The following is a 26,272-nucleotide window of genomic DNA, read 5'->3' as shown; positions in this document are numbered from 1 at the left end:
GTTTCAACGAAAGAGTAGCGCATACTACCGGACTTGTAGCATGCGCTCTAGGGAAGTTCTGGCCTTGTCGGCGACAGCAGGCGGTACATAGATTTGTGGCTTCATCGTCTCCAGGCATTTCACCAGTTTTTTTAGATTGTTAACTTTCATATTAGGACAAACAAGAAATTTTGTAGCAAAATGGAATTCTTTATCCGGACTATCTTTACGAAGCTGATATCCTGTACCATCCTCAGTTCCAACGATAAATTGCTTACGGTCAGATTTCCGGCAATACTCGAGAATGGATGTAGTACTACCTACATAATCACCCATGGCCACTACTTCCGGACGACATTCTGGATGAACTACAAATTCTGCTTCTGGGTATTTCGCTCTCATTTCTACTACATCTTTAACAGTCAACATATCATGAGTGTTGCAATAGCCTTCCCAGATAATCAGTTTTTTGCCGGTCTGATCTTGTACGTATTGACCAAGATTCTTATCGGGTACCCAGATAATTTCTTCAGCATCGAGGGATTCGATTACTTTCACGGCATTGGCAGAGGTACAACAGATATCAGTTTCCGCTTTAATCTCTGCAGACGAGTTGATATAAGTCACCACTTTAGCATTTGGATGTTGCGCTTTAAGCTTACGCAAACCGTCTACATTAACCATATCAGCCATTGGGCAGCCTGCACGTTCATCAGGAATAAGGACGGTTTTGTTTGGAGCCAGAATTTTAGCACTTTCCCCCATGAAATGAACACCGCAGAATACGATAACCTCTGCATCAGTCTCTGCAGCCTTCTGAGCGAGTAAAAAAGAGTCTCCCCGGAAATCGGCAACCTCCTGAATTTCATCACGTTGATAATAATGAGCTAAAATGATTGCGTTTCTTTCCTTCTTAAGCTGTTCAAGACGTATACGAAGTTCTCGATTCTGTTCCTGCTTACGCTCAAGTGCCAGAGCTTCCACCGATTGTTCTCCCCCTTAAATCTTCGCGGCTTTACGCCGGTGCGATGTTATCAAATGGCATGAGCCATCATCCGAAAAAATGAATAAGCTGATGTTAATAGTAAGTAATATTAATCACTAATGTACACAACGTTCCAGCCCCTGTCAATGTGACTAGACAGGCTTCCAAGCATGAAATTACCTAAAAATTAAAATAAAAAATCCGGAGAGCAATTACGCTCTCCGGATTAATTTACATCTTATGAATAGTGATCCTGCTTAGGTAAGGCTAGTTCCGCCGCCTTTATTGTCATCATCAGATCCGTCATTACCCTCAGATTCAGGTTTGTTCGGGATTTCCTTTGATAGGTTCGGAGGCGTGGAATCAGTATCTTCAGACTTGCCTTGAATGCGGACACGCACATCACCGATATTATCAATGACAGGTTCGCCAACTTCAAGCGCAACGCCTTCGCCACCCTCAGCCTTACCATCTTCAGAAAGGAATCCTTGTTCAATCAGCTCTTTAATCTGATCAAGCTCAAGTGTTTCCTTCTCAAGTAACGTATTGGCAATCAGGTGCATTTCTTTAGAGTATTTGAGCAACAGTTCTTTACAACGTTCGTAGCTAGAAGTAATAAAGTTCTGCATTTCTTGATCAATCTCATAAGCGATGGAATCACTATAATTCTGTTCATGCCCAATATCACGACCCAAGAATACTTGGCCTTGAGAAGAGCCGAACTGCATAGGTCCAAGCTTATCGCTCATACCGTACTCCATGATCATGGCACGAACGATGCGCGTAGCCTGTTGGAAGTCACTGTATGCGCCCGTACCGATCTCACCAATAAACAATTCTTCGGCAACACGTCCACCAAGTAATCCAGTAACCTTATCCAAAAGCTCCTGCTTGGTAACGATCATCCGATCTTCCTTCGGAAGCATAATAACATATCCACCGGCACGTCCGCGTGGGATAATTGTAACTTTATGCACCATATCAGCATGCTCAAGGAAATAACCAGCTATAGTATGGCCTGCTTCATGGTAAGCAACAATGCGTTTCTCACGGTCACTGATAACCCGACTACGTTTCTCAGTACCCACGATAACACGGTCAATGGCTTCATCCACTTCAATCATGGAAATATCTTTGCGGTTACGACGTGCAGCTAGCAATGCTGCTTCATTTAGCAGATTCTCTAGATCAGCACCCGTGAATCCAGTTGTGCGTTTAGCGACAACATCCAGTCTTACATCTTTCGTAAGCGGCTTGTTACGGGCATGAACCTTAAGTACAGCTTCACGGCCTTTTACGTCAGGGCGGTCAACCGTAATTTGACGGTCGAAACGTCCTGGACGAAGTAATGCAGGATCAAGTATATCAGCGCGGTTAGTTGCCGCAACAATAATAATGCCTTCGTTACCACCGAATCCATCCATCTCAACCAGCAATTGGTTAAGTGTCTGCTCGCGCTCGTCATGTCCGCCGCCGAGTCCGGCGCCGCGTTGACGACCCACAGCATCAATTTCATCAATGAAGATAATACATGGCGCGTTCTTCTTAGCGTTCTCGAACAAATCACGTACCCGAGAAGCACCGACACCCACGAACATTTCTACAAAATCGGAACCGGAAATACTGAAGAAAGGAACACCGGCTTCACCTGCTACTGCACGTGCAAGCAATGTTTTACCTGTTCCCGGAGGGCCTACAAGCAGTACGCCTTTAGGGATACGTGCACCGACAGCTGCAAATTTGCGCGGATCTTTCAGGAACTCAACGACTTCGACAAGCTCTTGCTTCTCTTCGTCCGCCCCTGCAACATCCTCGAAGCTGATTTTCTTCTTCTCTTCATTATATAACCGAGCCTTGCTCTTGCCGAAATTCATGACTTTACCGCCGCCACCTTGCGCCTGGTTAAACAGGAAGAAGAACAAGATGAACATAATGACTAGCGGGATAATAGAAGAAAGGAATGTCAGCCAAATGCTGGTACCTTCCATTTTCTTCTGAGTTAATTCAATCCCATTAACATCACTGGCTTGAATCAGTTCATTAATAGCAGCATCTGTTGGAGGAATATATGTGGAGAAGCTTTTCGATTTAGTATCGGCAGGCAACTCTCTATATTCGCCTGTAACTAAAAAGGCATTACCCTCAAACTGAACCGTCAAATCCTTCACATTGTTGCTCTTGATCTCCTGCCGTAACTCGTCGTATCTAGGGAAATCGGCGGCTTCATTTCCATTGCTCACAAACTGGACAATACCCACCACGACTAAAAATAAAATCAAATAAAAACCAGAATTCCGGATGAACCGATTCATCCCCTACCTCCTCTCGCAACACTCAAGTTATTGTACCATAGCCTCTTGGGACACCTCAAATAAAGGAAGCCAAGGGTGCCCGATCCGTATGATCAAGGCAATCAATAGTTCAATTGGAATAAATCTCAGGCTTCAGTACTCCAACATATGGGAGGTTCCGATACCGCTCGGCATAATCCAATCCGTAGCCTACTACAAATTCGTCTGGCAACACGAAGCCTGTATAGCTGGCTTCCAGATTAACCGTACGACCTGAGGGCTTATCAAACAAGGTAACCACATTGATAGAAGCAGCATTGCGGTTGCGGAGTAGCTCAATCAAATAGCTGAGCGTAAGGCCACTGTCAATAATATCTTCAACGATCAAGATATCGCGGCCTTCTACCGATACATCTAAATCCTTAATAATTTTGACAACACCAGAGGACTTGGTGGATGCTCCATAGCTAGATACTGCCATGAAATCCATCTCAACAGGTACTGTAATGGCTTTAACCAGATCTGCCATAAATATAAACGCGCCTTTTAGTACACAAATGACTAAAGGGGTACGTCCTGCGTATTCTTCGCTCAGTGTTCGACCGAGCTCCTTAATTTTCTGCTGAAGTTCCTCTTCGGTGATCAAGACTTCTTGAATATCATTTTGCAACTTGCGAAACCTCCTAAGTTATACTATGAAAGACTTACATCGACCATTACGTTTCTTCACGGTCATCCAGCTCTGCTAGAGACAATAGAAGTACCGAGGTCGTTTGCCGCCCTACTGCGGCATGCATCGAGCGTCTTACGCCCGGAATCCAGACGATATTGCCCAAACCATCACAAACGAGGGGGATCATTGAGCGTTCAGCAGCAGGTATTTTATCATCAATATAAATATCTTTTACCTTTTTGCTTCCGTTTAATCCCATGACTCTTATGGTATCTCCAGGCAATCGGGAACGTATCGTTAGTGGAAAGACCAGTTCATCACGGTCAAACCAAGCCGACATCTTCCCATAATCCTCCCCCTGTACAAAAAAGTTTTCTCTCTCCAGCACCGCCATCGACATCACCTTACCTATTTCCTCCAGCTTAAGCTCGGAATCCGGTAAAAACAGACGATATGTATAGCTTGCCTGTTGCTGCGCGGGCTTGGACGAGAACAAGATGATATCATATTGCCGCACACAAGTCAGGCCTCCACCTAAATCCAAACTCCAGGTGGTGGGATAGCTCTGCAGCGTTCCCCGACGTACAGATTCAATCTTGGAGAAATCAAGGGCAGATAGATCCGCCGACAGATAATTTAATATTAGTTTAATCAAACGCCGTTGTAAAGCGGAGGGTATGGCCGCAAATGAAGCTCTGTTAAAGGTATATTTCCCTTCCCCTTCCGAAACCAGCTCCTCAAAGCATTTTACCGCAGATGCCTCCATATATTCATCCTCAGCTCCTGCAATTTCCGCAAGCTGCACAAGTGACTGTCTCACTCTGCCGTTATACCTTTCCAGAAAAGGAAGAACTTCCAATCGAACAGCATTCCGCTTGTATTTCGTCAGCAGATTAGTTGCATCCTCGGCATAGGTGAAACCTTCATTCTGACATAACCCAAGAAGAGCCGTTTTGTTAATACGTAGGAATGGACGAATGAGTTCCACCTTTTTTTCTGTTCTTTTCCACTTGATACCGGACAGCCCCGATAAACCGCTTCCTCGCAATAGACGCATAATCACCGTTTCTGCCTGATCATCCGCATGATGAGCCAGAGCAACGGAGCGCGCCCCATAACGGTGTGCGGTATCAATCAGAAATTCGTATCGCTTCTCGCGTGCTGTCCCCTCAGGACCGAGTCCACTCTCTTTAGCCAAAGAGGGAATATCGAATTCTGCCAACTCAAAGGGCAGTCCCAACTGTTCAGCCATACCACGTACTAGCTCTGCCTCTTCCTTAGACTCCGCTCTAAATCCGTGATTCACATGAGCGCATATTAAGGTAAGTGGCATAACGTTTACTGCTATTTCATGCAAAACATGCAAAAGAGCCACAGAATCCGGGCCGCCGGAAACTGCGACTACAATGGTGTCATGGGGCGCCCACAGCTCGTGCTCGGCTGCTGACTCCAATACTGACTCCACCAGTCCATTCATTTGCTCCATATGCGGCCCCCCTTTTCTCTAACTATATGTATAAGTTCAAAACCGAAATACCCAATAAATTGTAAAGGCAAGCACAAACAAGGATAACCCAAAAGCATTTTTGAGCCAGCGAGGTGTGTCCATACTATCAGGACGCTTTCTACGCGAATTGTAAATATGGTTTCGCCAGAGCTCTGTAGCGTCTGCGGAACCGGTGAAACCTCCTTTTAACGCCAAACAAATCCAAGAGGATAGTTTCTTGTCGGGTAGATTTCTAGCCAGCTTAAACAGCTCATCTACACTTCTTGTCTGCGGCAGCTGTAGCGCAGCTTTCTTGAGCCCCTCTTCATTCAAAAGACGGAGGCACAGTACAGCAAAAGCGAATAGATCATAACCCTCATCACTCGTGCGGCTGCCTGCATTCCAAAAGCCACGGTCATGCCATTCGGTAAACTGCTTCACACTGCGACCAATAGGACTTGTGCCCCCAAAGTCGATCAGCTCCACTTCGCCGTACTTTGATACCATGACGTTCTCCGGCTTCAAATCCCCGAACACAAAACCGCATTCATGCAGCGTGCGCAGCTTATCAAGCAGACCAAGCCCTACCAGGCCTAACCAGTCGGGACCGTTTTTCGATAAAAAATGATGCAGAGGTTTGCCTTCAACATACCTCATTACATAGAAGGGGACATTATCCCCATTCGCAAAATCATCCGCTTCCAAAAAATAAGAAGACAATGGATTCTCACGACGAGCACGATGCTCATTCCGCTTTCGCCGTGATTGCAGCGAGGTTAGTACATTGATCTCCGATTGAAGTTCAAGTGTATCGTATCCGATTTTTAGCGCGTACCTTTCCCGTCTGCCTTCTCTTTGCACAAGATATACGGTTCCGTTCGCGCCCCTTCCCAGCATCCGCTCAACGACATAACGGTTACCCCGCCATTTGCCGTTAATTAAGGTACCAGTAGGATAGGACGGATTAGACGACATACCCACCAATCATCCCTTCTCTTTCGTCGTGGTCATCACTTAGTCGGCGTCCACGATGTTCATCCAGTGTATCATAACGATAATGTTCAAGCACCTTGAAAATAGCTGGACCCGTCGGTGTCGCGCCTCTCATGTGTAATTTAGAGAATAACGTACGAATACCTGACATGTCATGGGTCCAATCTAGATCAAGCTTGGCATCTTCGCTGCTGTTATTTCCAGGATAATGGAACACAGCAATCTCACTCTTACCTTCCCGTGCTTCCAAACTGAGCGCCAAATCGCGGATAGCATCTTCCACAGCACCCAGTTTAGGTTTCATACTAGCACTGGCATCGATAAGAAGTGCAATGCGCAGCGGTGTTGTTTCTGTCAGTTCATCTACAACTGTAACAACCTGTGAACGTTGAACAGGAGGTAACTGATCCAATGAGCCATCGCCTAGTATCTTTTTTACCTCTTTATTAACCGCCTGCTGGATCGTCTGAACCACGGTCTTGCGTGTCATCATCTGAATCGTCTGCGCCAGTTGTGGCGTTCCGACTATTCGGCTAAGGCCTCCCCCGGCCTTGGCAATGTCGGCAATCTCCCGGCTTCCGAGCTCGCCGATCGTACCATAATCAACTACACCAACCACATTTACGGTGATTCCCTCCTGCAGGGCATGCGCCGCTGCCAACACCGGACTTTCTCCTACATTCGAACAACCGTCAGTAATGAGCATAATTTGCTTCATAACCCTCAACTCCCCCTTTGTTTGAACCTCTGTTTCTAGCATATCCAGAAATGAGAGATTTCAAACGGTCGCTTTTGTTGGGGAAATTTGTGATCTGAACTAAGGGGATAGTGAATAGGGGAACTGCGAGAAATGTTTGGGCTTTCGATCGCTGTTATTATTTGATTTCTCTATTAAAACCGCCCTCTGCGGTTGAAATCAAATAATAAAGGCGAACGCTCCGCTTCTACAGCTCCAAACTTTCTCTCCGTTCCGTACCTTCACTAGTAAACAGTTTAGATTTAAAAAATTACGCGCCAAAGTCAGCGAAACTTTGAAACGTAAATAGTAGAGACCGGCGAGTTTCACATCACAGACTCGCCCCGACTTCCAAGCACGCACGACACTTCGCGCGTACTTAAACCTCCTATAGCAGCACGGCGCATTGCGCGCACTGCAAATATATAGGCAACACGACACTTCGTGCGTGCTTAAACACACAAGCAATACGGCCCTTCGCGCGTACCAAACATAAAACCTAAGCCTAAACCGAGAAAATTCCTAACTCACCGTACGCGGACGCTCCATTCGGCCGACACCAGGCATATGCAGGCTGGACCATTCCGGATGGAAATGATCTACACGACTGACGACAATTGTCATGTCATCATGGATCTCATTGCCCTGATAACGGATTACCTTATCTAACAGGCTATCCGCCAAATCTTGAGGATCATCCCCCTCAAGCTCTTGGATCAACCGTTTCATCCATATCTCCTTATTAACGGCATATCCTGGCGCATCATAAATACCATCCGTCATCATAATCAAAATATCACCGGCCCGAAGCTGCATGCTGATCAGATCCACATCGATATCTTTAATGATTCCTATAGGCAGATTGCTAGAGGTTATTGGAATGACCTCACTACCCCTCCGGATAAAGCTCGGTGCGGAAGCAATCTTCATAAAAGTTGTCTGTGCGGAATACTGATCGATCAAAGCCATGTCAACGGTAGCGTAGAACTCGTCAGGAGAACGTAATAAGAGAATAGAGTTTACCGACTTTACAGCCAGCTTCTCATCCATACCGGATTGCAGTAGCTTTTCTAACATACCGAGGGCGGCACTACTCTCCATTCTCGCCCGCTCACCATTTCCCATTCCGTCGCTAATGGATACTGCAAAGGTGCCGTTTCCAAGCTCTACGGTACTGAAGCTATCGCCAGATAACATATCTCCTCCTTTAGAAACAACGGCCACTCCTGTGTTTATCTCAAAGGCTTTGGCTGAACCGAAGGTAACCATCGACAATCCTTCCCGAGGATGGACTGCCGTCTCGCTCATGACAGCAATATTCTCATCTAGTATGTCGGAAAGGAGCGGAGCGATCATTTTACGGCATTCATCAAAACCACGAGTATAGGCATGCACCACCTCTATTTCTACACGCCCAGGATCTAAACTTAGGATTTCGATACTATGAATAGACAGCCCTAATTTCTCCAATGTCTCACGGATTTGAGCTTCCTGACGATACATAGCCTGTCCCTCACGTTTTATTTCACGCGCCAGGTCCTCCATAACCTGTGACACGCCCGATAACTGCTCGGCAACAAATTGACGACTATCGTATATTTGTCTTTTCCATCGCATATCATGTTGGTAAAGATCATATTGTCCTTTCATGACTTCAAGCACTTCACCAGTTTTACCGCAAATCCGGCTCCATTCCGGAGGCAGCTGAGCTGCCGTAATATCAGGGCATTCCTCAACAGTAGTCATCATATCTGTCATGTATCTATACGTCTGATAGAATTTTGCATCCCAGCAGTGGGAACGCCGAATGCATCCTGCACAGGCCCCCTCTGTCACCGTACTCATGAAATCCTCCATCTCACGGTCTGACTTCCCTACTTCTCCGGCACGTGGAATCTGCCCAAAGCTGCTCGACAGCTGCTGGAATACCTGTGAGAATTGCGTCACCCGTTCTGCCGTTAAATCCCTGACCCTTCGCGCATATTCGTGTTGCGATCGGCTATGATCTGACGTGCCAGGAACATATTTAGCAATGGCAGATATCATCGCCTTAGGCGTTATAAGAAATAGCACTACCGCTACGCAGGTTTCCCATGTTGAGGCCATCATATCACCCGGACCCGTAAAATAGACGGAAAGGATCGTGGATCCTAGCAACATCCCGATAGATACTGCACCTTTTCGACCACCTTGCATCATTCCCGCTAGCATTCCAGAAAAAGCAAGCAGGCTCATCTGATAGATAGCACTAATATCCGCCAAACTGAGAATCAATCCGGTCACCACCCCAACAGCAGCCCCAAGAGGAGCCCCCCCTGCCATGGCGAAGAGTAGAATCAAATATCGTGACAATATATGCTCCAAAGACAAACCATTAAGGGTCCAGCCCACAAGGCCCGTCATTACTGAGGCAAGTAATATAATAAGGCACAGAATCTCCTCGTTCCTGAGCGCTCTACTTTTTTGCTTATAGGTTAGTAGAGGCAGCGCTTGAATGAACACAAGTGTAAGCACAAAACCTAGTAAAGCATCTAGTGTTGTCATCATAAGCGGATACCAAGAAAGAGAAGGTCCAATAACAATCTGGAACAAGCCAACCATAAACGAAGACACGAACACCATAAGTGGTGCATAGGATAAATCTATTCGTTCATAACTTTCCAAGCCTTTATAAACTAAAAAGAAAATAATCAGCTCAGCAGTAGTAACCAAAGCTCCAGGGAATGGAGTAAAGAGACTTCCAGCTATAATGGCTGCAGCTACAGGTAGAATAGAGTCGCGACGCATAAACACAATGACGGCAAAGTATGCGACAGCAAAAGGGGATAGTTCGTCCAGAATCATGGCTCTACCCAGCAGAAACCCCATGAAACTAAGCAATAGCATCCATTTCTTCGCTGCTATTAGCTGAACATACCGCTGCTTCTGACCCCAAGCTGTAATACGCGTGCGCAATGCTTGTCTCTGCTTCTTATCTTCACTTCCCACTCTTGTCCACTCTGGCAAATTTACCACGTTGCTTTTACTCATTCCCCTACACCACCCGTTTAAGAATTTATGGTACTCATTATATAACCGGGGAATTGAGAAAGTTTGTCAGAAATGGAGGGACACACACAAGAAATTTCCGACAAAAAAGCCTTCATTCATGATCTGTAAAAAAGCGGTTCTATCCCTTGCGGGACGGTAGGTTGATTGGTTTCAAGATTGTTTACAACGTAATTTCACGCGCTGACGCGGCGGTTATTCGTCAGCGATTGCCCTAGAGTTATGTGAGAATGACATGGATGCTGTCGGCAATTTTATATGACATGACAAAAAAACCGCAAGGGCGAAATGCCCCTGCGGTTATTTATGATGTACAGGTATTGGATTACACGCGTTTGGCTCCACGGCCTCCGCGCTTTCCTTCTGTGTTCTTCTTAATCGAAGATATCCGTTCTTCGCTGTCTTTCAGGAATCGCGACATTTTATCCTCGAATGAAGGTTTACCGGCTGCAGGCTTAAATGGACGCCCACCCCGTTCACGATTGAATCCACCGCCGCCTCCACCACTGCCGCCTCCACCGCCGAAACGGTCTCCGCCGCTAGGACGTTCTGGTCTTGGAGCTCTAGGCGGACGTACTTCCGATGCTGGCTTGTCAACAGCCTGCTTAATGGAAAGTCCGATCTTGCCGTCCTTATCGACGTTGATCACCTTGACTGTTACTACATCACTAATCTTCAGATGATCGTTAACATCCTTGACATAATTATCGGCGATTTCCGAGATGTGAACGAGACCTGTGACACCTCCTGACAGATCCACAAATGCTCCGAAATGCGTGATGCCTGTCACTTTGCCTTCTAACTTGGTGCCCACTTCAATTGCCATAGAATAAAATGATCCTCCCTTAAAAATATACAGACGAATATTAAGGTCATCCTGTCTGCGGTGATTTGATTATACAGTAAAGAGCAAAGCAAGGCAACAGAGTAAAAGCCTCTTTTCGCCGCTATTATTGCTCTGATTGCTCTGTTCGAATAGGAGTTTCCCCTTGAGGATAGATATTGTACCATTTACGTGCTAATTGGCCAATATACTCGTCATCATTAAGTCTGGATAATTCATATTTTAATTGAGTTAAAGATGCCATGACATCCTCACTAGTCTCCTGTTTCTTTGCAAGTTCCTCACCCTTGTCCGCAATGACCGCACTTTGAGCGAAGTAAGTATAACCCGCCCAACCAAAAAATACTGCCACAAAGACAATCCACATAAATCTTCTTCTCTTCGCGCCTGCGGCCGAATTTTTGCTATGATTACTTTTCTCTTCCGCAGTAAATCTGTTCATGCAACGTACCCCCTAATTCAAGGTCAGCGTTTCCGCCATTTGGTAATCCATTCAGTGATCTTCACAATCCAGGCGCTATGTGTCAGCCGCGATAACTGTGGAGAGATCCACCTAACAGGTAATACCCAAATTGGTTTGGTCAGACGCAGCAGAAGCTTAAAGATGAACCGCAGAATACGACCTAGTAGCTTTAGCAGCCCTAAAATAAATCGCCAAAGCCAGAGAAGAGGTGTACCTATCAGGATCTCCACAAGTCTCCACAGCAACCTGCACATATACTGAACCGATTGAATTAACCTTAACACAAAACGCCGCACCGTAACACTGAAGATTAAAAAATAGATCCATACTCCTAGAAACAAACCTAGAAAGACATAAAACCGCAATTGTCCTTGATTTCCGGCATACAGCATACGAAAAACGAGCAAGGCGGCCCAAAGCCAATACAGTAGATCTAGCATGGCATTCAGCCATTTGGGAAAATTGAACTTCAGCGACAGCACCCGGTAGCTGTCATAGGCCAGTCCCATTGCCAGCCCGGCCATGATCATGTAGAACAGCGTCACCCACTGGACTGCAGGATTCATTTAAATAGCTTACCGAGCAGACCTTTATTTTTGCCCTGCGATCCGGGATCGAGATAAATCAGGGAATGTACATTGCCCTCTAGGGACAACATTCCGTTCTCCAGACTTAAATTTTTGATATGTAAATGATTCCCGCGAATGGTGAGATGGCCGAGTTCTGTACGAAGCAAAAATTCCTCGCTGTCGAAGCTCTCCACATTTTGCACGCCCGTCAACTCCAGTTGCTTCCGACTGCGCATGTGCAGATCATGCTGTTTGTTTACCTTTCCTGGCTCAATCATAGCATGTACCCCTCCTTCTTACCTCTAATCTATGGCAGAGGCAGAAGTTATAGAACATCCCGTCCCACTAAAAATAATAGAAACAAAAAGAAGGCACAACTCTACAAAATGTAAAGTTATGCCTTCTTCTATTACTCTTACCAGTCCAGTCCGCTGCTTTTGGCAACAGGCTCTTCCCGAACTAGAGTATACATACCAGCGGCCTCGTCCTTGCGAGTCGTTTCGACCAGCTTTTCTACTTTGACCGTTACAAGCTTTTGTCCAAATTGTACAGTAATCTCGTCACCGATCTTAACTGCACTACTAGGTTTAGATTCCCGCCCGTTAATCAGTACCCGGCCTTGTTCGGACACATCCTTGGCCACTGTACGGCGCTTAATTAAACGGGACACTTTCAGGAATTTGTCAAGACGCATTAGTTAACGGCTTCTTTAAGCTTGTTACCAGCTTTGAAAGCCGGTACAGTCGATTCTGGAATTTCAATCGTAGTGCCCGTTTGCGGGTTGCGACCAGTGCGTCCTGCACGTTTGCGAGTTTCAAAAGTTCCGAAACCGATCAGTTGGACTTTATCACCTTTTGCCAAAGCTTCTGTAATCTCACCCAAGAATCCGTTCAATACTGCTTCTACATCTTTTTTTGCCAATCCGTTTTTCTCGGAAATGTTGTTTACCAAATCTGTCTTGTTCATAATTTAAAGTTCCTCCTAGGATACGAAAAAATAAATGAAACGAGAATCACCACCATAATATGGGGCGAATCGCATTTCGTCTTTATGTTATTCTTGATGTCACCTTAAAATCCTGCCACGATTCGTCGTTTTTTTAAAAAAGAAGCAGTTATTTCTCAGAAATCGTCGCAGAATCTATTCTATAGCACTATTAAACTACTGGCCACATTCTAAATCAGAAAATAAAAGCTACATCCACAGCATTGCCCCATTTTTGAGTCCATATACCGTAAAGAGGCTGTGAATTACTAGACTTTTCGCTCCTCAGCCTTAGCCTCTTGCCACAGTTCTTCCATCTCTTCCAAACTACTATCCTTTACGCTCGTTCCCTTGCGCTGCAAGCTTTGCTCAATATATTGAAACCGGCGCACAAATTTGCGGTTAGTCCGGGTTAATGCCTCTTCCGGATCTGCACCGATAAAACGAGCGACATTCGTAACTGCAAACAACAAATCCCCAAGTTCCAGAATTTGATCATCTGTCGCCGCATCTGTGTCAATCGCCTCCTGCAGCTCATCAATCTCCTCACGAATCTTGGCTATGCAATCCGTAGCGTTGTCCCAGTCAAACCCCACCTTGGATGCTTTTTTCTGAAGCTTGTATGCCTTCATAAGAGCAGGCAGGTCACGCGGAACACCACTAAGAACGGATAATTCCTCTGGCTTCACACCTTTACGCCGCTTCTCTTCTGCCTTCATGCCCTCCCAGTTCTTCAGCGCTTCTTCGGCATCATTCGCATTGGTATCCCCAAATACGTGAGGGTGACGGAAGATAAGCTTATCATTCAGCCCTTCAATGACGTCATACACGTTAAACGTGCCAAGCTCCTCCTCCATTTGAGAGTGAAGCATAATTTGCAGCAAAAGGTCGCCCAGTTCCTCTTTCATATGATCGGGATCATCCTCATCAATCGTTTCAAGGACTTCATAGGTTTCTTCGATTAAATTTTTGCGCAGGGATTCATGTGTCTGCTCCCGATCCCATGGACAACCTTCCGGGCTTCGAAGAATATCGACAATCTCATGCAGACGGGCAAAGGTACGATTCCTTAGATTCTCGTCACGATTCGCAGGTACATAAACTAACGACAGGTTGCCATAACCGTCGAGTCGATCCAGTTCGTACAGTGGGACTCTTACAATACTTTCTTCGTTCTCGACACCGAGTGCATGCCCCACAACAACTTCATATTCAGGCGGGTACAGCTCCATCAAACATAATTTTGTCTCCGAGGCTGTGAAGCTATCGTACACCTGACCAATCAGAGTATGTAGTTCAGGCTGAAGCTGAGCACTGCGAATGCCTGAAGCATCTAGTAACTGAAACCCTTCAATGGGGTCAAACCCCAGTCGAACAAACGCCTCGTCGAGAAAGCTCTCTCCACCCAATATTTGCAGTTCAATGCCTTCCTCAGGGCACCGCTCGCGCAGCTGCGAAACCGCTGATTCCGCAACCATAGGATGACCCGGAACCGCGTAAACAATATCTGTACCGTCTGCTGATGCTTGAGCCTCTTCAATCAGTTTTGAAGTAATCGCTGCATACACCTCTGGAAACGAGGATAAAGATTCATACAATCCATCAAAGGACTGGGAAGTTATTTCAAGCTCGGAGAGTGCAGCCATGACTGGATGCTCTTTTGTGCGGACATAGACAACGGATGCTGCCTTCAGCTTCTTTATAATTCCTAGCGTCAATCGATCAGGGTTGCCTGAACCCAGACCGACGACCGTTAATGTTGCACTCATGTCTGTTCCTCCTCTTAAGCGGCTGTCTCAGCAGACCGCATTTTTATATTGTGATGTAAACGTTGATTAAGGGAATAAGCGCAGCTTCTTCAGCTTGTCCGCCAGGGACGGGCCGAAGCCTGGAAGCTGGCGAAGCTCGCTCTCGCTAAGGAGCCGAAGGACTATAGCCCCTACGGCAAAGACAGCGCAGCCTGCGAGCACCCCGAGCAGGCTCTGCGCCAAGCTGGCAGTGCGCCCGCCGCCGATGCCAGCGGCTGTAGCCGCAGCGTCCACGCCCCAGCTGGTGGCTGCAGCGGCAAGAGCCAGGCCCGCTGTGAGCAGCGCGGGCCGTGCCAGGGCATCTGCGAGGCGAAGCCGCAGATGGCCCTGGCGATACAGCAGCAGCACGTTGAGCGCTGCTGCGAACGAATGCGCGGCCACGCCAGCGATGGCTGCGCCGGTAATGCCCTGCTGCGGAACCAGCAGCAGGTTCAGGGCCGCCTTGAGCAGCGCGGCGGCCAAAAGGTGCAGGGCCGGGGCGCGCACGTAGCCGAGGCCCTGCAGGAGTGCAGCCGAGATGATGCTGACCGTACCGCCAACAGCGGTTAAGGCCAGCCAAGTCATAGTGCTGCTGCCGGCGGTGTCGCCATAAAGAGCCATATTAATCGGCTCAGCAAGCACTGCAAGGCCCGCTGACGCTGCCAGCCCTAGCAGCCAGAACCAACGCAGTGACAAGCTGCAACGGTTCTCGATCAGCTTCATGTCTCCCTTGTACTTCGCCTCTGCTAAGGCTGGTATGAACACGACAGACAAAGAAGTGGCAATCATCGTTACAATCTGCACTAGTGGCAAACCACGATTGTATACACCAAACTGTGTCATTGCCTCCACTTCGCTTCCTACAGAGGATAGCAAGCGAGGTACAGTGAATACATCTACAAGACCGATAAGAGGCATTGCGAGCGCACCAAGCATCACGGGAATTCCATAAGCCAGCAAGGCCCCTGCTTTAACGCCCATAATCCGTTGATTTGAACGCCCCTCATTATCTGCATTGGGCAGCTTTAAACCCTGACTTTCGACAGAAGCGGCAGCATCTAAAGGGGCCCCTTGTCTTAACACCCGCCGATGACGTCGCAAAAATAGCAGCATAATCACAAGCCCTGCTGCCCCTCCCCCGGCTGAGCCAAGCAATGCGCCAGCAGCAATGCTCTCAGCGCCTGCACCCAGTGAGGTCAGGTATAAGAGCAGTACAATCATTACTGTAACACGTACGGACTGCTCTACAATTTGTGACACAGCCGTCGGAACCATATTATGAAGACCCTGAAAGTAACCCCGAAGAGCTGACATGATTGGAACAACCGCAAGTCCCCACGCACTTGCCCGCAAAGCGGGCATCACATGCGAGTTGCCGACCCACCCAGCTATAATCGGCGCACCTGCATAGGTGATTGCTCCGATAACCAAACCGCTTATGGCTGTTATAACCGCAGATAACCGCAGAATCCGCCGACCCTCGTCATCCCGCCTTCCTGCAGAGGCTTCAGCGACAAATTTGGATATGGCCGCTGGCAGACCCAGCATCGCTACCGTCAACAACATCGTGTACAAAGGATAAACCGTGTTGTATATACCAAATACCGCATCTCCGCCTAGATTTTGCAGCGGGATTTTTTGGAGTGTACCTATAAGCTTTGAAATAATCGCTGCTGCACTTAGAATAAATGCCCCTTGCAGCAATCGTGATGTTTGTGAGTTCGATTTCATAAAGTACCTGCTTCTACAACTTTAATGGGATGAATTTCTATATTATAACGTATGTATACCCACAAGTAGAAACGGTTTTGTAAGAACGACAAAACCCCGTTTGCCCTTTGTATATCTTACCAAAAGGAAAGCGGGGTCTACATTACGGTTATTGCTCCATTTGCTTGCCAAGGAATGCGGCGGCGGTTTCGGCCATTTTCACTTCCATTGACGACATTTTCGCTGAATCATCCTTACTTACCATCACTACACAACCAATAGGATCTCCACCGGAAATGATCGGTGAGGCTACATATGAGGACACCAAATCCGGATGATCTTTAGCGATTTCATAACTGCCTTCGTTGGTTTCCAGTACAGTCTTACGACTATCCATGACCTTCTCCAAAAGAATTCCTACTTGTTTTTCCAAATAGTCTTTCTTGGAGCCACCAGCCAGTGCAATAAAGGTATCACGATCAGCAATCATCGTAATATGCCCAGTACCTTCGAACAAGGACTCCGCGTACTCTTTTGCAAAGTCACCAAGCTCGCCAATCGGGGAATATTTCTTGAGTATGACTTCACCGTCCCGATCGACGAAAATTTCCAGTGGGTCGCCTTCTCTAATCCGTAGAGTACGTCTAATTTCTTTGGGAATAACCACTCGTCCGAGATCATCAATACGCCGAACAATTCCAGTAGCTTTCATTTCACATGTGCCCCGCTTTCTTAAGAAGTATGGTCTTACTACTGTCCATTATGGGAAAGGATAATCCCAGTGATTTATCGTAATATCTGACCATAGTATTCATCTCTTCCCAGATCCTTATACATAAGCTGACATGTATTAATATCTGCATCAAGATAAAGGCCGTTCTGAAGATGTTTCTTCGAAATAAAAAGCCATCTTCACATTAAGTGAGGATGGCTTTTCTAAGGTAAGCTTGTCCATTTTTACCGATGTTTATTCAGCAGCTTTTGTAGCACTTGGGGATGCGCTTGGCGCTGTAGTGGCTTCTGTTCCGCTATTTTTTGTTCCGGATTCATCTGCGGCAGCAGAGCTCTTCGGCAGATTGATGCTCTCAATAATACCTTCCAGATCTTTCTCCATGAACGCTTCTAGGTTCTTGGACACAATGGAGCTCTTAATGCCTTCTTTTTGTTCATCCGTTAACTGATCAAAGGTTTTGTCGGTACGGGACTCCACTTTGATAATGTGGTAACCATAAGAAGTCTCTACAGGATCACTAATGGTATTCAAAGGCAAGGTTTGAGCAGCCTTCTTAAACTCGTCTACATACGTTCCTACAGCTTTATCTTTATATTCTCCGCCTGTTTCCTTAGAGCTTGTATCGTCAGTGTATTCCTTAGCGATTGCTGCAAAATCAGCTCCGCCGTCCAGCTTTGCCTTAACTTCCTTCGCGATTTTCAGTGCTTCTTCGCTAGTGCGCTCTTTGTTGTTAGCATCTGTCAGACCGATTAGCACATGGCGCAAAGTCGCTACCGTAAAGTCACCTTTTGTAGCTTCAAATTCTTTGACAACCTGATCATCTGTCACTTTAAGCAGCATATCCTGATAAACCGTCAGCACACGCTCCATATAACTATGGATATCGCCCTCTGTAACGTCTGCGTCTTTAAGTGTTTTCTTATAAGTGTCGCCCAGAGCTTTCTTCAAGTCAGCGATTTGGCTATCAGCCTCTTTCTTCGCCTGCTTCTTCGCTTCATCCGTTGCTTTGGAAGCCAAATATTCAAAGCCTACTTCCTGCTTCAAAATAGATTCCTTAAACGCCTCAATCTCTAAATATTGCGCTTGCTGTGGGGAGAGGAATTTCATGATTTTTTGATCCATAGCAAATTCCTTCTCTGTGATTGTTCCACCTTTATAAGTCGCAACTGCCTTGCTATCATCAGCACTACTACCGCATGCTGCTAGCATAGAAAAGGAAACCGCTGCTACCAATGAAACGAGCAGTACTTTCCATGATTTTTTTTTATTTAACGACATTGTGTAGTTCTCCCTTCGATTTAAAAGACTGTTTAGCTTCCTTAAGAAACTGTTCAAGCAAGTCAAGCAGCTGTTTATCACTTAAGTCTTTCGACTTTACTCGGATACTGGCTTTAGCATCTCTATCGAATTGTACACGTCTTTCGAAGCTATTTCCAACTTTGGCGAGTTTAGCCGTATCCAGAGCGCCAAGACTTCCCTCATAGAAATTCAGGGTAACATCATCACCACGTCTGATCATGGAATCAATACCATACATTTTTCCATACACTTTTAGACGAGCCACAGTTAATAGATTAACAACTGCTTCAGGCAGTTCTCCGAACCGATCCAAGAGCTCATCCTCAAGCTCAGAAGCATCATCGAAGGATGTTACTGCCGCAACTTTTTTGTAGATTTCAATTTTCTGGATACTGTCGTAAATATACTCGGACGGCAGATATGCGTCAATCGACAAATCAATGACGGTATTGCCCTCTTTGAGCGAGGTGTCTTCCTCTCCAAGCACAGTAACCTTACGCTTGCGGATCTCCTCCGCCAGCATTTGTGAGTATAGATCAAATCCCACGGATGCAATAAAGCCATGCTGTTCTGCACCAAGTAAGTTACCGGCACCACGAATAGATAAATCCCGCATCGCTATTTTGAAACCAGAACCCAGTTCCGTAAATTCCTTAATAGATTGCAGCCGCTTCTCTGCCACTTCAGTCAGAACCTTGTCCCGCTGGTAGGTAAAATAGGCGTACGCAATCCGGTTGGACCGACCTACACGTCCACGTAATTGATAGAGCTGAGACAAGCCCATCTTATCGGCATCATGCACAATAAGTGTATTTACGTTAGGAATATCTACACCCGTCTCAATAATACTTGTGCTGACCAGCACATCGTATTCTCCATCAAGAAAATCAAGGATCGTCTTCTCCAGCTCCGCTTCCGACATTTGGCCATGTCCGATGCCTACCCTAGCCTCAGGAACAAGCATAGAAATTTGAGCGGCCATTTCTTGAATGCCCTGCACACGATTATAGAGATAGTAGACTTGACCGCCACGAGCCAATTCACGCTCTACAGCTTCCCTCGTAAGCGTCTGACTATGCTCAACAACATAAGTCTGCACGGGGAAACGGTTCTCAGGCGGCGTCTCAATAACAGACAAATCACGCACTCCCAGCATCGACATATGCAATGTACGAGGAATTGGAGTTGCTGTCAGGGTAAGAACATCTACATTCGTTTTTAACTTCTTCAGCTTCTCTTTATGAGTCACGCCAAATCGCTGTTCCTCATCCACGATCAATAAACCTAAGTCCTTAAATACAAGGTCCTGAGACAATAAACGGTGAGTACCAATAACCACGTCAACCGTTCCTGCCCGAACGCCTTTAATCGTCTCATTCTGCTCCTTACGGCTGCGGAAACGACTTAGGACCTGAATATTTAGCGGATAATTTGCGAAGCGTTCCCGGAAGGTCTCATAATGCTGCTGAGCTAGAATCGTTGTCGGTACCAGTACAGCCACCTGTTTACCTTCAATCGCTGATTTAAAGGCTGCTCGTATAGCTACCTCCGTTTTACCATATCCAACGTCTCCACAAAGGAGCCGATCCATTGGACGATTCTGTTCCATATCCTTCTTAATCTCTTCAATCGCTCGAAGCTGATCCCGAGTCTCCTCGTAAGGGAACATTTCTTCAAATTCACGCTGTTCCTGTGTGTCCTTCTCAAAACCATACCCTGCTGCACTTTGGCGTTCAGCGTACAGTTTGATTAGATCATCAGCAATATCCTGAACGGAAGAGCGGACCTTATTGGTCACCCGCGTCCATTCATTACCGCCTAATTTATATACTTTCGGCTCTTTATCTTCTGAACCGACATATTTCTGAATCAAGTCAATTTGCTCAATCGGAACCGAGAGCTTATCGCCACCCGCATATAAAATATGCATATAGTCGCGATGAATACCGCTGACCTCCAGCGTGCCGATCCCCATATACTTACCGATACCATGGTTCTGGTGAACGACATAATCACCAATTTTCAGCTCAGTATAACTCTTGATCCGTTCAGCATTATCTATCCCTTTGGAGATCTTTCGTGCCTTCCGCTGCTTCTGAGAGAACATCCCTCCTTCAGTGATAACGGCTAAATGAATAGAAGGCAGCTCAAAGCCTGAACCCAGGTTTCCTTGTACGATCGTTGGCTCATCAATGCCGTAGTCGTAAAGGACTCTGCGCACACGTTCAATCCGTTCTTCACTGCTCGCAAGCATCATTACCTTTACACCAGACTTCTGCCAACGCTCCATTTCCGATTTAAGCACATTCATCTGACCATGGAAATCCTGCATCCCACGACTAATAAACCCAAGAATGTTCTGTGGTTGAATGTGTGGGACCTGGCGCAAAAAGATCGACATAAACAGGCTTTGGAACGGACGTTTGTACATCACAACATCTGTCTCAACAGAGAGATCCAGATCCGGCAATGTTTTGCCGTTTTGCATCAGATGGAGGTTCCATTCCGATTCATCTCTTTCGAGCTGTTTCGCCGTTTCAAGCAGTCTTGTCGGCTCATCGAGAATAAGGATCGTATCCTGGGCCATGTAATCAAATAAATGAGAGCGTTCAGGGTATAAAAGACTGATATATTTATAGATTTCAGGAAAATAGGTTCCTTCGCGCAGCATTTCTAGCTCGCGTCCAATTTCTTCTTTTAGACGCAACTTAGCCTGCCGATCCGCCATTTTCTCAAGCTGTCGTTCCAGCATAACCGATGCTTCAGCAGAAGCAGATTCCTGGCGAAACCTGCTCGCTATAATCTCTTTAGCCGGTGTGATCTTCACACTTCGTACTTTATCAATAGAACGCTGATCGACTGGATCAAAAGTTCTGATCGAATCAACCTCATCATCAAATAACTCAACACGATATGCCAAAGGAGAAGTCATTGGATAAAAATCAATAATTCCTCCTCTTACGCTCAGTTCACCGCGATTCTCAACCCGCTCTACTCTTTCATAACCCATTTCGATCATGGACATCAAGAATTCATCCAGAGCAAGCGTTCCATCCTGAGAAACCGTAACCTGTGCCTCTGCCATAACCTCTGGTGCAGGGAGCAGTCTGCGCACTCCCGAGTAGGGAACTACAACAATACCACGGAAGCCCTGAGCACATTTGGTCAGTACATCAATACGCTGGGCTAATGTCTCTGGACTTGAGACAGCCGCTTCCGCAGCCACAAGTTCATTAGCAGGATAGAGCAGAACTCGTTCCGGGGAAAGCGCTTCCTGTAAATCATCGGCCATTTTCTGAGCCGAAAACATATTATGAGTCACCACAAGCAAGGGACGAGCTGTCTCTTCATGCAGTGCTGCAAGCATGATCTGTCTAGCTGAACCTGTAAGCCCCGATATGAGCTGCTCTTTCATACCTGCAGCTACACCCTGGGTGATAGACTGGAAATCGGGATCCTTGGAAAAAGCTTCTATAATACCTTGTAACAACAGGCGCACCTCTCTTACTAAACAGGCTAACGGAAGCCAAAGCCACCGTCACCTATTATGATTGGAATCGAAAAGAAGCCTCAGCTGTAACGCCAAGGCTTGCGGATGACGATAGAGACAGGCGCTATCACCTACTGAAGCGGACTCGTCAGCAGGCTAAGCTCCGGATTATGCTCTAAAGCCTCCTTGCAATAGTCGCAAGTCACCTTTACCGTGATCTCACCTTCTGAATTATACGCTATTATATCTCTGCGCTCCGCAGGGGTCAAGGAATGAAGGCCCAACTGCATTTCTGTTACATCACTTCTATTAATGCTGCCTAGAGATGTCTTGCAGTGCCTACATACATAGTTTATTGCCATCTATATGCCTCCTGAAGGTACTATATACCTTCAGTATGTCCGGGGAGCATCATCTTTAGCCTCATAACCAACAGAGTTTACAGATCAACCATTGAATTTAGCCATCGTCTGTTCGAATGAATTCTGTAAGCTGAACTCCAGTGCATCACAAGTATTAAGGATCATCTGCTTCAGAGGATCGCCTTCCTTTTTAGGAAAAGAAGAGAGAACATAATCCACTATTGCAAAACCCGGTTCAGGGCGAGAAATACCCATGCGTACCCGATTAAAGCTTTGTGTACCTACATGCTGAATGATCGATTTAATTCCGTTATGCCCGCCAGCACTACCTTGATAACGCAAGCGAATTTTTCCGATTTCGGTATCCAGATCATCGTAGACGACGATCATATCTTCTAGTTTAACTTTGTAATAATCCATATAAGCGCGAACGGCCTCACCGGACAAATTCATAAAGGTCATCGGTTTAATCAATACGGTTTTGACTCCCCCGATAACCCCTTCACCGATCACGGATTTACATTTGCTTTGGTTGAAGGAAATCCCGTTCTGAGCCGCAAGCTCATCCAATGCCATAAAACCAACATTATGCCTTGTTTTCGCATATTGTGTTCCCGGATTTCCCAATCCGACAATCCATTTCATTATCGAACCTTTCCTTTCCATCGGGCTCTCCGGCAAGAGAAGTCCGTTTTTGGTACAATAGATCTTATCTACATATCTCTGTGCAACCAGAGCGAAATTATACTCCGAAGACAGGTGATAACCTATGCTACATCAAAGTGGAATCTTAACACATCAGCGCGATTTTCAGTACCATATCCAATATGCTGTGCCTGTGGAAATATACAGAGGCGACGTGCACATTGACATTGGTGTATTGACAGCAGTGGACGAAGGATTCGTGGAGCTGCAAGGGACACTCTATAACCGCAGCATATTCACCTTCGTCTCCCGCGCCGGGTATTGAAGCCAGCGCTTCTACCTGCATCACGCCGATAAGGGTTACATCTCCGAGAGTGGAGGTGTAACCCTTTTGTACAATATAAGAATGTATAAGTTTCACGCTATACATTATCCTTATATTTCTCGCATAAACGCTTACCGTCCTTTGGGGACGTCGAAGGCGTTTTTGCTTGCTATTTATTGATTATATTTATTCAATTTCAAACAATTTACTAATCGACAACTCTTCATGAACGCGGATAATTGCCTCACCCATAAGTGGAGCCACGGACAACACTTTGAGTTTAGAAGTTGGGTTCGCGCTGCGAATTGGAATCGTATCTGTCACGATAATCTCTTTAATTGGAGAATTCTCCAGACGTTCATGTGCAGGACCAGACAATACTGGGTGTGTACAGCAAGCGTATACTTCCTTCACGCCGCCTTCCATCAAAGCATTAGCACCAAGTACAATGGTTCCAGCAGTATCGATAATATCATCGATCAGAATGGCTGTTTTACCTTCAATATTACCGATAATGTTCATGACTTCGCTGACATTCGGCTCTGGACGACGCTTGTCTATAATTGCAAGCGGAGCGTTCAGGAAATCAGCAAGCTTTCTTGCACGTACTACACCGCCGTGATCTGGCGATACGACAACTGGGTTCTCGATTTGTTTGGAACGGAAATACTGAGCCAGGATAGGAACTCCCAGCAAGTGATCCACTGGAATATCAAAGAATCCCTGAATCTGCATAGCATGGAGGTCCATCGTAATTACACGGTGGGCGCCGGCTTTTTCAATCAAATTTGCTACCAGCTTGGCCGTAATAGGGTCACGGGAACGAGCTTTCCGATCTTGACGAGCGTAACCATAGTAAGGGATAACCACATTGATGCTTTTTGCGGAGGCGCGTTTGAGTGCATCCACCATAACTAAAAGCTCCATTAGGTTGTCATTAACCGGGCCGCAGGTGGATTGAACAATATACACATGACAACCCCGAACGCTCTCTGACAGCTTGACCTGAATTTCTCCATCGCTAAAACTTGTAGTATGCGATTCACCCATCGGAATTCCGATGTAATCAGCGATTTGACTAGCAAGCTTTGGGTTGGAGTTACAGGTGAAAATCTTTAATTTGGAATCACAATAAGTCATAAAATTTAAACCCTCCGTGACGGAATTTAGCTTTCCAAAGGCGCCGGCGCGGAAATATAAGTCCGTCCGGCGCTTCTTAGCAACGCTTTACGATGGACTCGAGTGGTCTTTCTTCGCTTTTGCACGGGAACGGATCTTCTCTGCATATCCCGGTTTATTCTCCTGCCGTACTCTGGCAACAGCCAGATCGTTCTCTGAAACGGAACGCGTAATTGTCGAACCAGCTACAACAAAAGCCCCCTTGCCCACAGAAACCGGTGCAATAAGGTTAACGTTACTGCCGATAAAGGCATCGTCTTCAATTGTTGTCGTAAATTTATTATACCCGTCGTAGTTAACAGTAATCGCACCGCAACCGACGTTTACATTCTTACCCACAGATGCGTCGCCAATATAGCTAAGATGCGACACCTTAGAACCGTCACCAATCGTAGCATTCTTGATCTCGACGAAATCTCCAACCTTCACTTCTTCTCCAAGTATAGAACCTGGACGCAAATAGGCAAAAGGCCCAACGGTAGTCCGTGCGCCAACTTGTGCTTGATTCAATACGGACTGCTTAATCGTCGCGTCGTCCATGATCTGACAATCTTCGATTTCACTTGCCGGTCCGATCACACAGTTCTCACCGATTACAGTTTTACCCTTCAAGATGGTTCCTGGATAGATCGTTGTATCCGACCCAATGACTACATCTGCTCCGATATATGTGGAGGCAGGATCGATTATGGTTACGCCACCCAGCATATGTTTGCGGTTGATACGTTGACGCATAATACCTTCCGCATCAGATAAAGCTAAACGGTCATTAACACCAATAGACTCGTTAGCATCCTCAGTCTGGAATGCTAGAACAAGATCACCTTGCTCACGCAGAATACTGATAACATCTGTCAAATAATATTCCTGTTGATTATTGCTGTTAGTAACCTTCTCTAAAGCCGAAAATAACTTGATGTTATCAAAGCAATAAATTCCTGTGTTGATTTCATGAATAGCTGCCTGTTCGGCATTACAATCTTTCTGTTCTACGATCTTCATTAAGCCGCCATCTTCACTACGTATAATCCGTCCTAATCCAGATGGATCATCCATTACTGCGGTTAATACAGTCGCTGCCGCCTGACGCTCCTCATGCAGAGCCATCAATCCTATCAGCGTCTCCGATGTAATAAGCGGAGTGTCACCATAAGCAACAATCGTCGTTCCTTCTTCACCACCGAGCAAATCCTTAGCTTGTTTGACAGCGTGACCAGTACCGAGCTGAGTTTCCTGCAGCACGTATTCCGCACTTTGCCCTACATAGGCCTTAACCTTCTCTGCGCCATGCCCAACAACAACAACGGTGCGCTGGCATCCGGTCGCTTCTACTGTATCAAGCACGTGCCCTACCATTGGCTTACCGCAAACGGGGTGCAGCACCTTATATAATTTAGATTTCATTCGCTTGCCTTGACCTGCGGCAAGAACTACAGCCATTCTTTTCAAGAATGCCAACCTCCTACTCTTGAACTCACTACTGAATATATCTCATTCCGGGCAAAAAGAAAAGAGAACCATGAAGTCATGGTTCTCTTTTCTATAAACCCCATGTTAGAAAAGCATTTATCGCTGCCTTTCGAAGATGTCGTCAAATCCTTCACTAGCGCTAGCTTTTCTTGCAAGATCAAGCTGCTTAAGTCATGAAGTATATTCGGTATGATCTTATCAAAAACGGCGGATCCTACGCC

Annotated in this window: 23 protein-coding genes; 1 reads left to right on the top strand and 22 read right to left on the bottom strand. The window is 46.2% G+C overall.

Going from position 1 to position 26,272, the window contains the following annotated elements:
• Positions 1-24: 24 nt before the first annotated feature.
• From nadA to pth, 20 genes are all read right to left on the bottom strand, one after another.
• Positions 25-963: a quinolinate synthase NadA gene (nadA, locus tag MKX41_RS24965; protein ID WP_042183878.1), complete on the bottom strand. Its 939-nt coding sequence runs from the start codon at positions 961-963 to the stop codon at positions 25-27.
• Between the two features lie 258 nt (positions 964-1,221).
• Positions 1,222-3,276, bottom strand: coding sequence for an ATP-dependent zinc metalloprotease FtsH (ftsH, locus tag MKX41_RS24960; protein WP_042183872.1), 2,055 nt, complete (start codon positions 3,274-3,276; stop codon positions 1,222-1,224).
• Positions 3,277-3,385: 109 nt separating this feature from the next.
• Positions 3,386-3,925: a hypoxanthine phosphoribosyltransferase gene (gene hpt, locus MKX41_RS24955; protein WP_042183870.1), complete on the bottom strand. Its 540-nt coding sequence runs from the start codon at positions 3,923-3,925 to the stop codon at positions 3,386-3,388.
• A gap of 46 nt (positions 3,926-3,971) precedes the next feature.
• A complete protein-coding gene (gene tilS, locus MKX41_RS24950) occupies positions 3,972-5,414 on the bottom strand; it encodes a tRNA lysidine(34) synthetase TilS (RefSeq protein ID WP_340973603.1) in 1,443 nt (480 codons plus the stop codon).
• Positions 5,415-5,450: 36 nt separating this feature from the next.
• On the bottom strand, positions 5,451-6,389 hold the full coding sequence (locus MKX41_RS24945; RefSeq protein WP_188114442.1) for a serine/threonine protein kinase: 939 nt from the start codon (positions 6,387-6,389) through the stop codon (positions 5,451-5,453).
• Positions 6,379-7,125: a VWA domain-containing protein gene (locus MKX41_RS24940; RefSeq protein WP_042183866.1), complete on the bottom strand. Its 747-nt coding sequence runs from the start codon at positions 7,123-7,125 to the stop codon at positions 6,379-6,381. Before MKX41_RS24940 ends, MKX41_RS24945 begins: the two co-directional genes overlap by 11 nt.
• 540 nt (positions 7,126-7,665) lie before the next feature.
• Positions 7,666-10,173 (bottom strand): stage II sporulation protein E, encoded by a 2,508-nt coding sequence (gene spoIIE, locus MKX41_RS24935; protein ID WP_149643863.1) that lies wholly within the window; start codon positions 10,171-10,173, stop codon positions 7,666-7,668.
• Between the two features lie 343 nt (positions 10,174-10,516).
• Positions 10,517-11,017, bottom strand: a complete 501-nt coding sequence (locus MKX41_RS24930; RefSeq protein ID WP_036678766.1) for a S1 domain-containing RNA-binding protein — start codon at positions 11,015-11,017, stop codon at positions 10,517-10,519.
• Between the two features lie 124 nt (positions 11,018-11,141).
• Positions 11,142-11,477 carry an FtsB family cell division protein gene (locus MKX41_RS24925; protein ID WP_042183861.1) on the bottom strand — a complete coding sequence of 112 codons (336 nt, stop codon included), beginning with the start codon at positions 11,475-11,477 and terminating at the stop codon, positions 11,142-11,144.
• 23 nt (positions 11,478-11,500) lie between these two features.
• On the bottom strand, positions 11,501-12,064 hold the full coding sequence (gene yabQ / locus MKX41_RS24920) for a spore cortex biosynthesis protein YabQ (protein ID WP_076286874.1): 564 nt from the start codon (positions 12,062-12,064) through the stop codon (positions 11,501-11,503).
• Complete coding sequence (gene yabP / locus MKX41_RS24915) at positions 12,061-12,345, bottom strand: sporulation protein YabP (RefSeq protein ID WP_042123140.1); 285 nt, start codon at positions 12,343-12,345, stop codon at positions 12,061-12,063. Before yabP ends, yabQ begins: the two co-directional genes overlap by 4 nt.
• A 137-nt stretch (positions 12,346-12,482) precedes the next feature.
• Positions 12,483-12,761 (bottom strand): RNA-binding S4 domain-containing protein, encoded by a 279-nt coding sequence (locus tag MKX41_RS24910; protein ID WP_042183857.1) that lies wholly within the window; start codon positions 12,759-12,761, stop codon positions 12,483-12,485.
• Positions 12,761-13,033: an HU family DNA-binding protein gene (locus tag MKX41_RS24905; protein ID WP_036678778.1), complete on the bottom strand. Its 273-nt coding sequence runs from the start codon at positions 13,031-13,033 to the stop codon at positions 12,761-12,763. The genes MKX41_RS24910 and MKX41_RS24905 overlap by 1 nt, the downstream gene beginning before the upstream one ends.
• A 287-nt stretch (positions 13,034-13,320) precedes the next feature.
• Entirely contained in the window at positions 13,321-14,820 is a 1,500-nt protein-coding gene (mazG, locus tag MKX41_RS24900; protein WP_340973598.1) for a nucleoside triphosphate pyrophosphohydrolase, read from the bottom strand.
• A gap of 66 nt (positions 14,821-14,886) precedes the next feature.
• A complete protein-coding gene (locus MKX41_RS24895) occupies positions 14,887-16,569 on the bottom strand; it encodes a putative polysaccharide biosynthesis protein (protein WP_340973596.1) in 1,683 nt (560 codons plus the stop codon).
• Positions 16,570-16,717: 148 nt separating this feature from the next.
• A complete protein-coding gene (spoVT, locus tag MKX41_RS24890; RefSeq protein ID WP_042123132.1) occupies positions 16,718-17,260 on the bottom strand; it encodes a stage V sporulation protein T in 543 nt (180 codons plus the stop codon).
• Between the two features lie 255 nt (positions 17,261-17,515).
• Positions 17,516-18,559 carry a peptidylprolyl isomerase gene (locus tag MKX41_RS24885; RefSeq protein ID WP_042183851.1) on the bottom strand — a complete coding sequence of 348 codons (1,044 nt, stop codon included), beginning with the start codon at positions 18,557-18,559 and terminating at the stop codon, positions 17,516-17,518.
• Positions 18,546-22,070, bottom strand: coding sequence for a transcription-repair coupling factor (mfd, locus tag MKX41_RS24880; protein ID WP_340973592.1), 3,525 nt, complete (start codon positions 22,068-22,070; stop codon positions 18,546-18,548). The genes MKX41_RS24885 and mfd overlap by 14 nt, the downstream gene beginning before the upstream one ends.
• A gap of 131 nt (positions 22,071-22,201) precedes the next feature.
• Positions 22,202-22,432 (bottom strand): anti-sigma-F factor Fin family protein, encoded by a 231-nt coding sequence (locus tag MKX41_RS24875; protein WP_042123127.1) that lies wholly within the window; start codon positions 22,430-22,432, stop codon positions 22,202-22,204.
• 84 nt (positions 22,433-22,516) lie between these two features.
• Positions 22,517-23,077 (bottom strand): aminoacyl-tRNA hydrolase, encoded by a 561-nt coding sequence (pth, locus tag MKX41_RS24870; protein WP_042183849.1) that lies wholly within the window; start codon positions 23,075-23,077, stop codon positions 22,517-22,519.
• 124 nt (positions 23,078-23,201) lie between these two features.
• Between pth and MKX41_RS24865 the strand changes: the two genes are divergently transcribed.
• Positions 23,202-23,402 (top strand): hypothetical protein, encoded by a 201-nt coding sequence (locus tag MKX41_RS24865; RefSeq protein WP_042183847.1) that lies wholly within the window; start codon positions 23,202-23,204, stop codon positions 23,400-23,402.
• A 186-nt stretch (positions 23,403-23,588) separates the two neighbouring features.
• Here MKX41_RS24865 and MKX41_RS24860 read toward each other — a convergent pair whose 3' ends face one another.
• Together MKX41_RS24860 and glmU are read right to left on the bottom strand one after the other, a co-directional pair.
• Positions 23,589-24,542 (bottom strand): ribose-phosphate diphosphokinase, encoded by a 954-nt coding sequence (locus tag MKX41_RS24860; RefSeq protein ID WP_036678796.1) that lies wholly within the window; start codon positions 24,540-24,542, stop codon positions 23,589-23,591.
• Between the two features lie 87 nt (positions 24,543-24,629).
• The gene (gene glmU, locus MKX41_RS24855; protein ID WP_042183845.1) at positions 24,630-26,030 is read right to left on the bottom strand and encodes a bifunctional UDP-N-acetylglucosamine diphosphorylase/glucosamine-1-phosphate N-acetyltransferase GlmU; all 1,401 of its coding nucleotides are present in this window, start codon (positions 26,028-26,030) and stop codon (positions 24,630-24,632) included.
• Between the last annotated feature and the right edge of the window lie 242 nt (positions 26,031-26,272).

The organism is Paenibacillus sp. FSL R5-0475, assembly GCF_038004585.1.
Taxonomy (GTDB): domain Bacteria; phylum Bacillota; class Bacilli; order Paenibacillales; family Paenibacillaceae; genus Paenibacillus_AQ.
This window is presented reverse-complemented; position numbering and strand designations above follow the sequence as displayed.

Coding starts and splice junctions, on each gene's coding strand:
- ftsH (WP_042183872.1), bottom strand. CDS start 3,276: ATGAATCGGTTCATCCGGAATTCTGGTTTTTATTTGATTTTATTTTTA.
- tilS (WP_340973603.1), bottom strand. CDS start 5,414: ATGGAGCAAATGAATGGACTGGTGGAGTCAGTATTGGAGTCAGCAGCC.
- MKX41_RS24945 (WP_188114442.1), bottom strand. CDS start 6,389: ATGTCGTCTAATCCGTCCTATCCTACTGGTACCTTAATTAACGGCAAA.
- MKX41_RS24940 (WP_042183866.1), bottom strand. CDS start 7,125: ATGAAGCAAATTATGCTCATTACTGACGGTTGTTCGAATGTAGGAGAA.
- spoIIE (WP_149643863.1), bottom strand. CDS start 10,173: ATGAGTAAAAGCAACGTGGTAAATTTGCCAGAGTGGACAAGAGTGGGA.
- MKX41_RS24930 (WP_036678766.1), bottom strand. CDS start 11,017: ATGGCAATTGAAGTGGGCACCAAGTTAGAAGGCAAAGTGACAGGCATC.
- MKX41_RS24925 (WP_042183861.1), bottom strand. CDS start 11,477: ATGAACAGATTTACTGCGGAAGAGAAAAGTAATCATAGCAAAAATTCG.
- yabQ (WP_076286874.1), bottom strand. CDS start 12,064: ATGAATCCTGCAGTCCAGTGGGTGACGCTGTTCTACATGATCATGGCC.
- yabP (WP_042123140.1), bottom strand. CDS start 12,345: ATGATTGAGCCAGGAAAGGTAAACAAACAGCATGATCTGCACATGCGC.
- MKX41_RS24910 (WP_042183857.1), bottom strand. CDS start 12,761: ATGCGTCTTGACAAATTCCTGAAAGTGTCCCGTTTAATTAAGCGCCGT.
- MKX41_RS24905 (WP_036678778.1), bottom strand. CDS start 13,033: ATGAACAAGACAGATTTGGTAAACAACATTTCCGAGAAAAACGGATTG.
- mazG (WP_340973598.1), bottom strand. CDS start 14,820: ATGAGTGCAACATTAACGGTCGTCGGTCTGGGTTCAGGCAACCCTGAT.
- MKX41_RS24895 (WP_340973596.1), bottom strand. CDS start 16,569: ATGAAATCGAACTCACAAACATCACGATTGCTGCAAGGGGCATTTATT.
- spoVT (WP_042123132.1), bottom strand. CDS start 17,260: ATGAAAGCTACTGGAATTGTTCGGCGTATTGATGATCTCGGACGAGTG.
- MKX41_RS24885 (WP_042183851.1), bottom strand. CDS start 18,559: ATGTCGTTAAATAAAAAAAAATCATGGAAAGTACTGCTCGTTTCATTG.
- MKX41_RS24875 (WP_042123127.1), bottom strand. CDS start 22,432: ATGGCAATAAACTATGTATGTAGGCACTGCAAGACATCTCTAGGCAGC.
- pth (WP_042183849.1), bottom strand. CDS start 23,077: ATGAAATGGATTGTCGGATTGGGAAATCCGGGAACACAATATGCGAAA.
- MKX41_RS24865 (WP_042183847.1), top strand. CDS start 23,202: ATGCTACATCAAAGTGGAATCTTAACACATCAGCGCGATTTTCAGTAC.
- MKX41_RS24860 (WP_036678796.1), bottom strand. CDS start 24,542: ATGACTTATTGTGATTCCAAATTAAAGATTTTCACCTGTAACTCCAAC.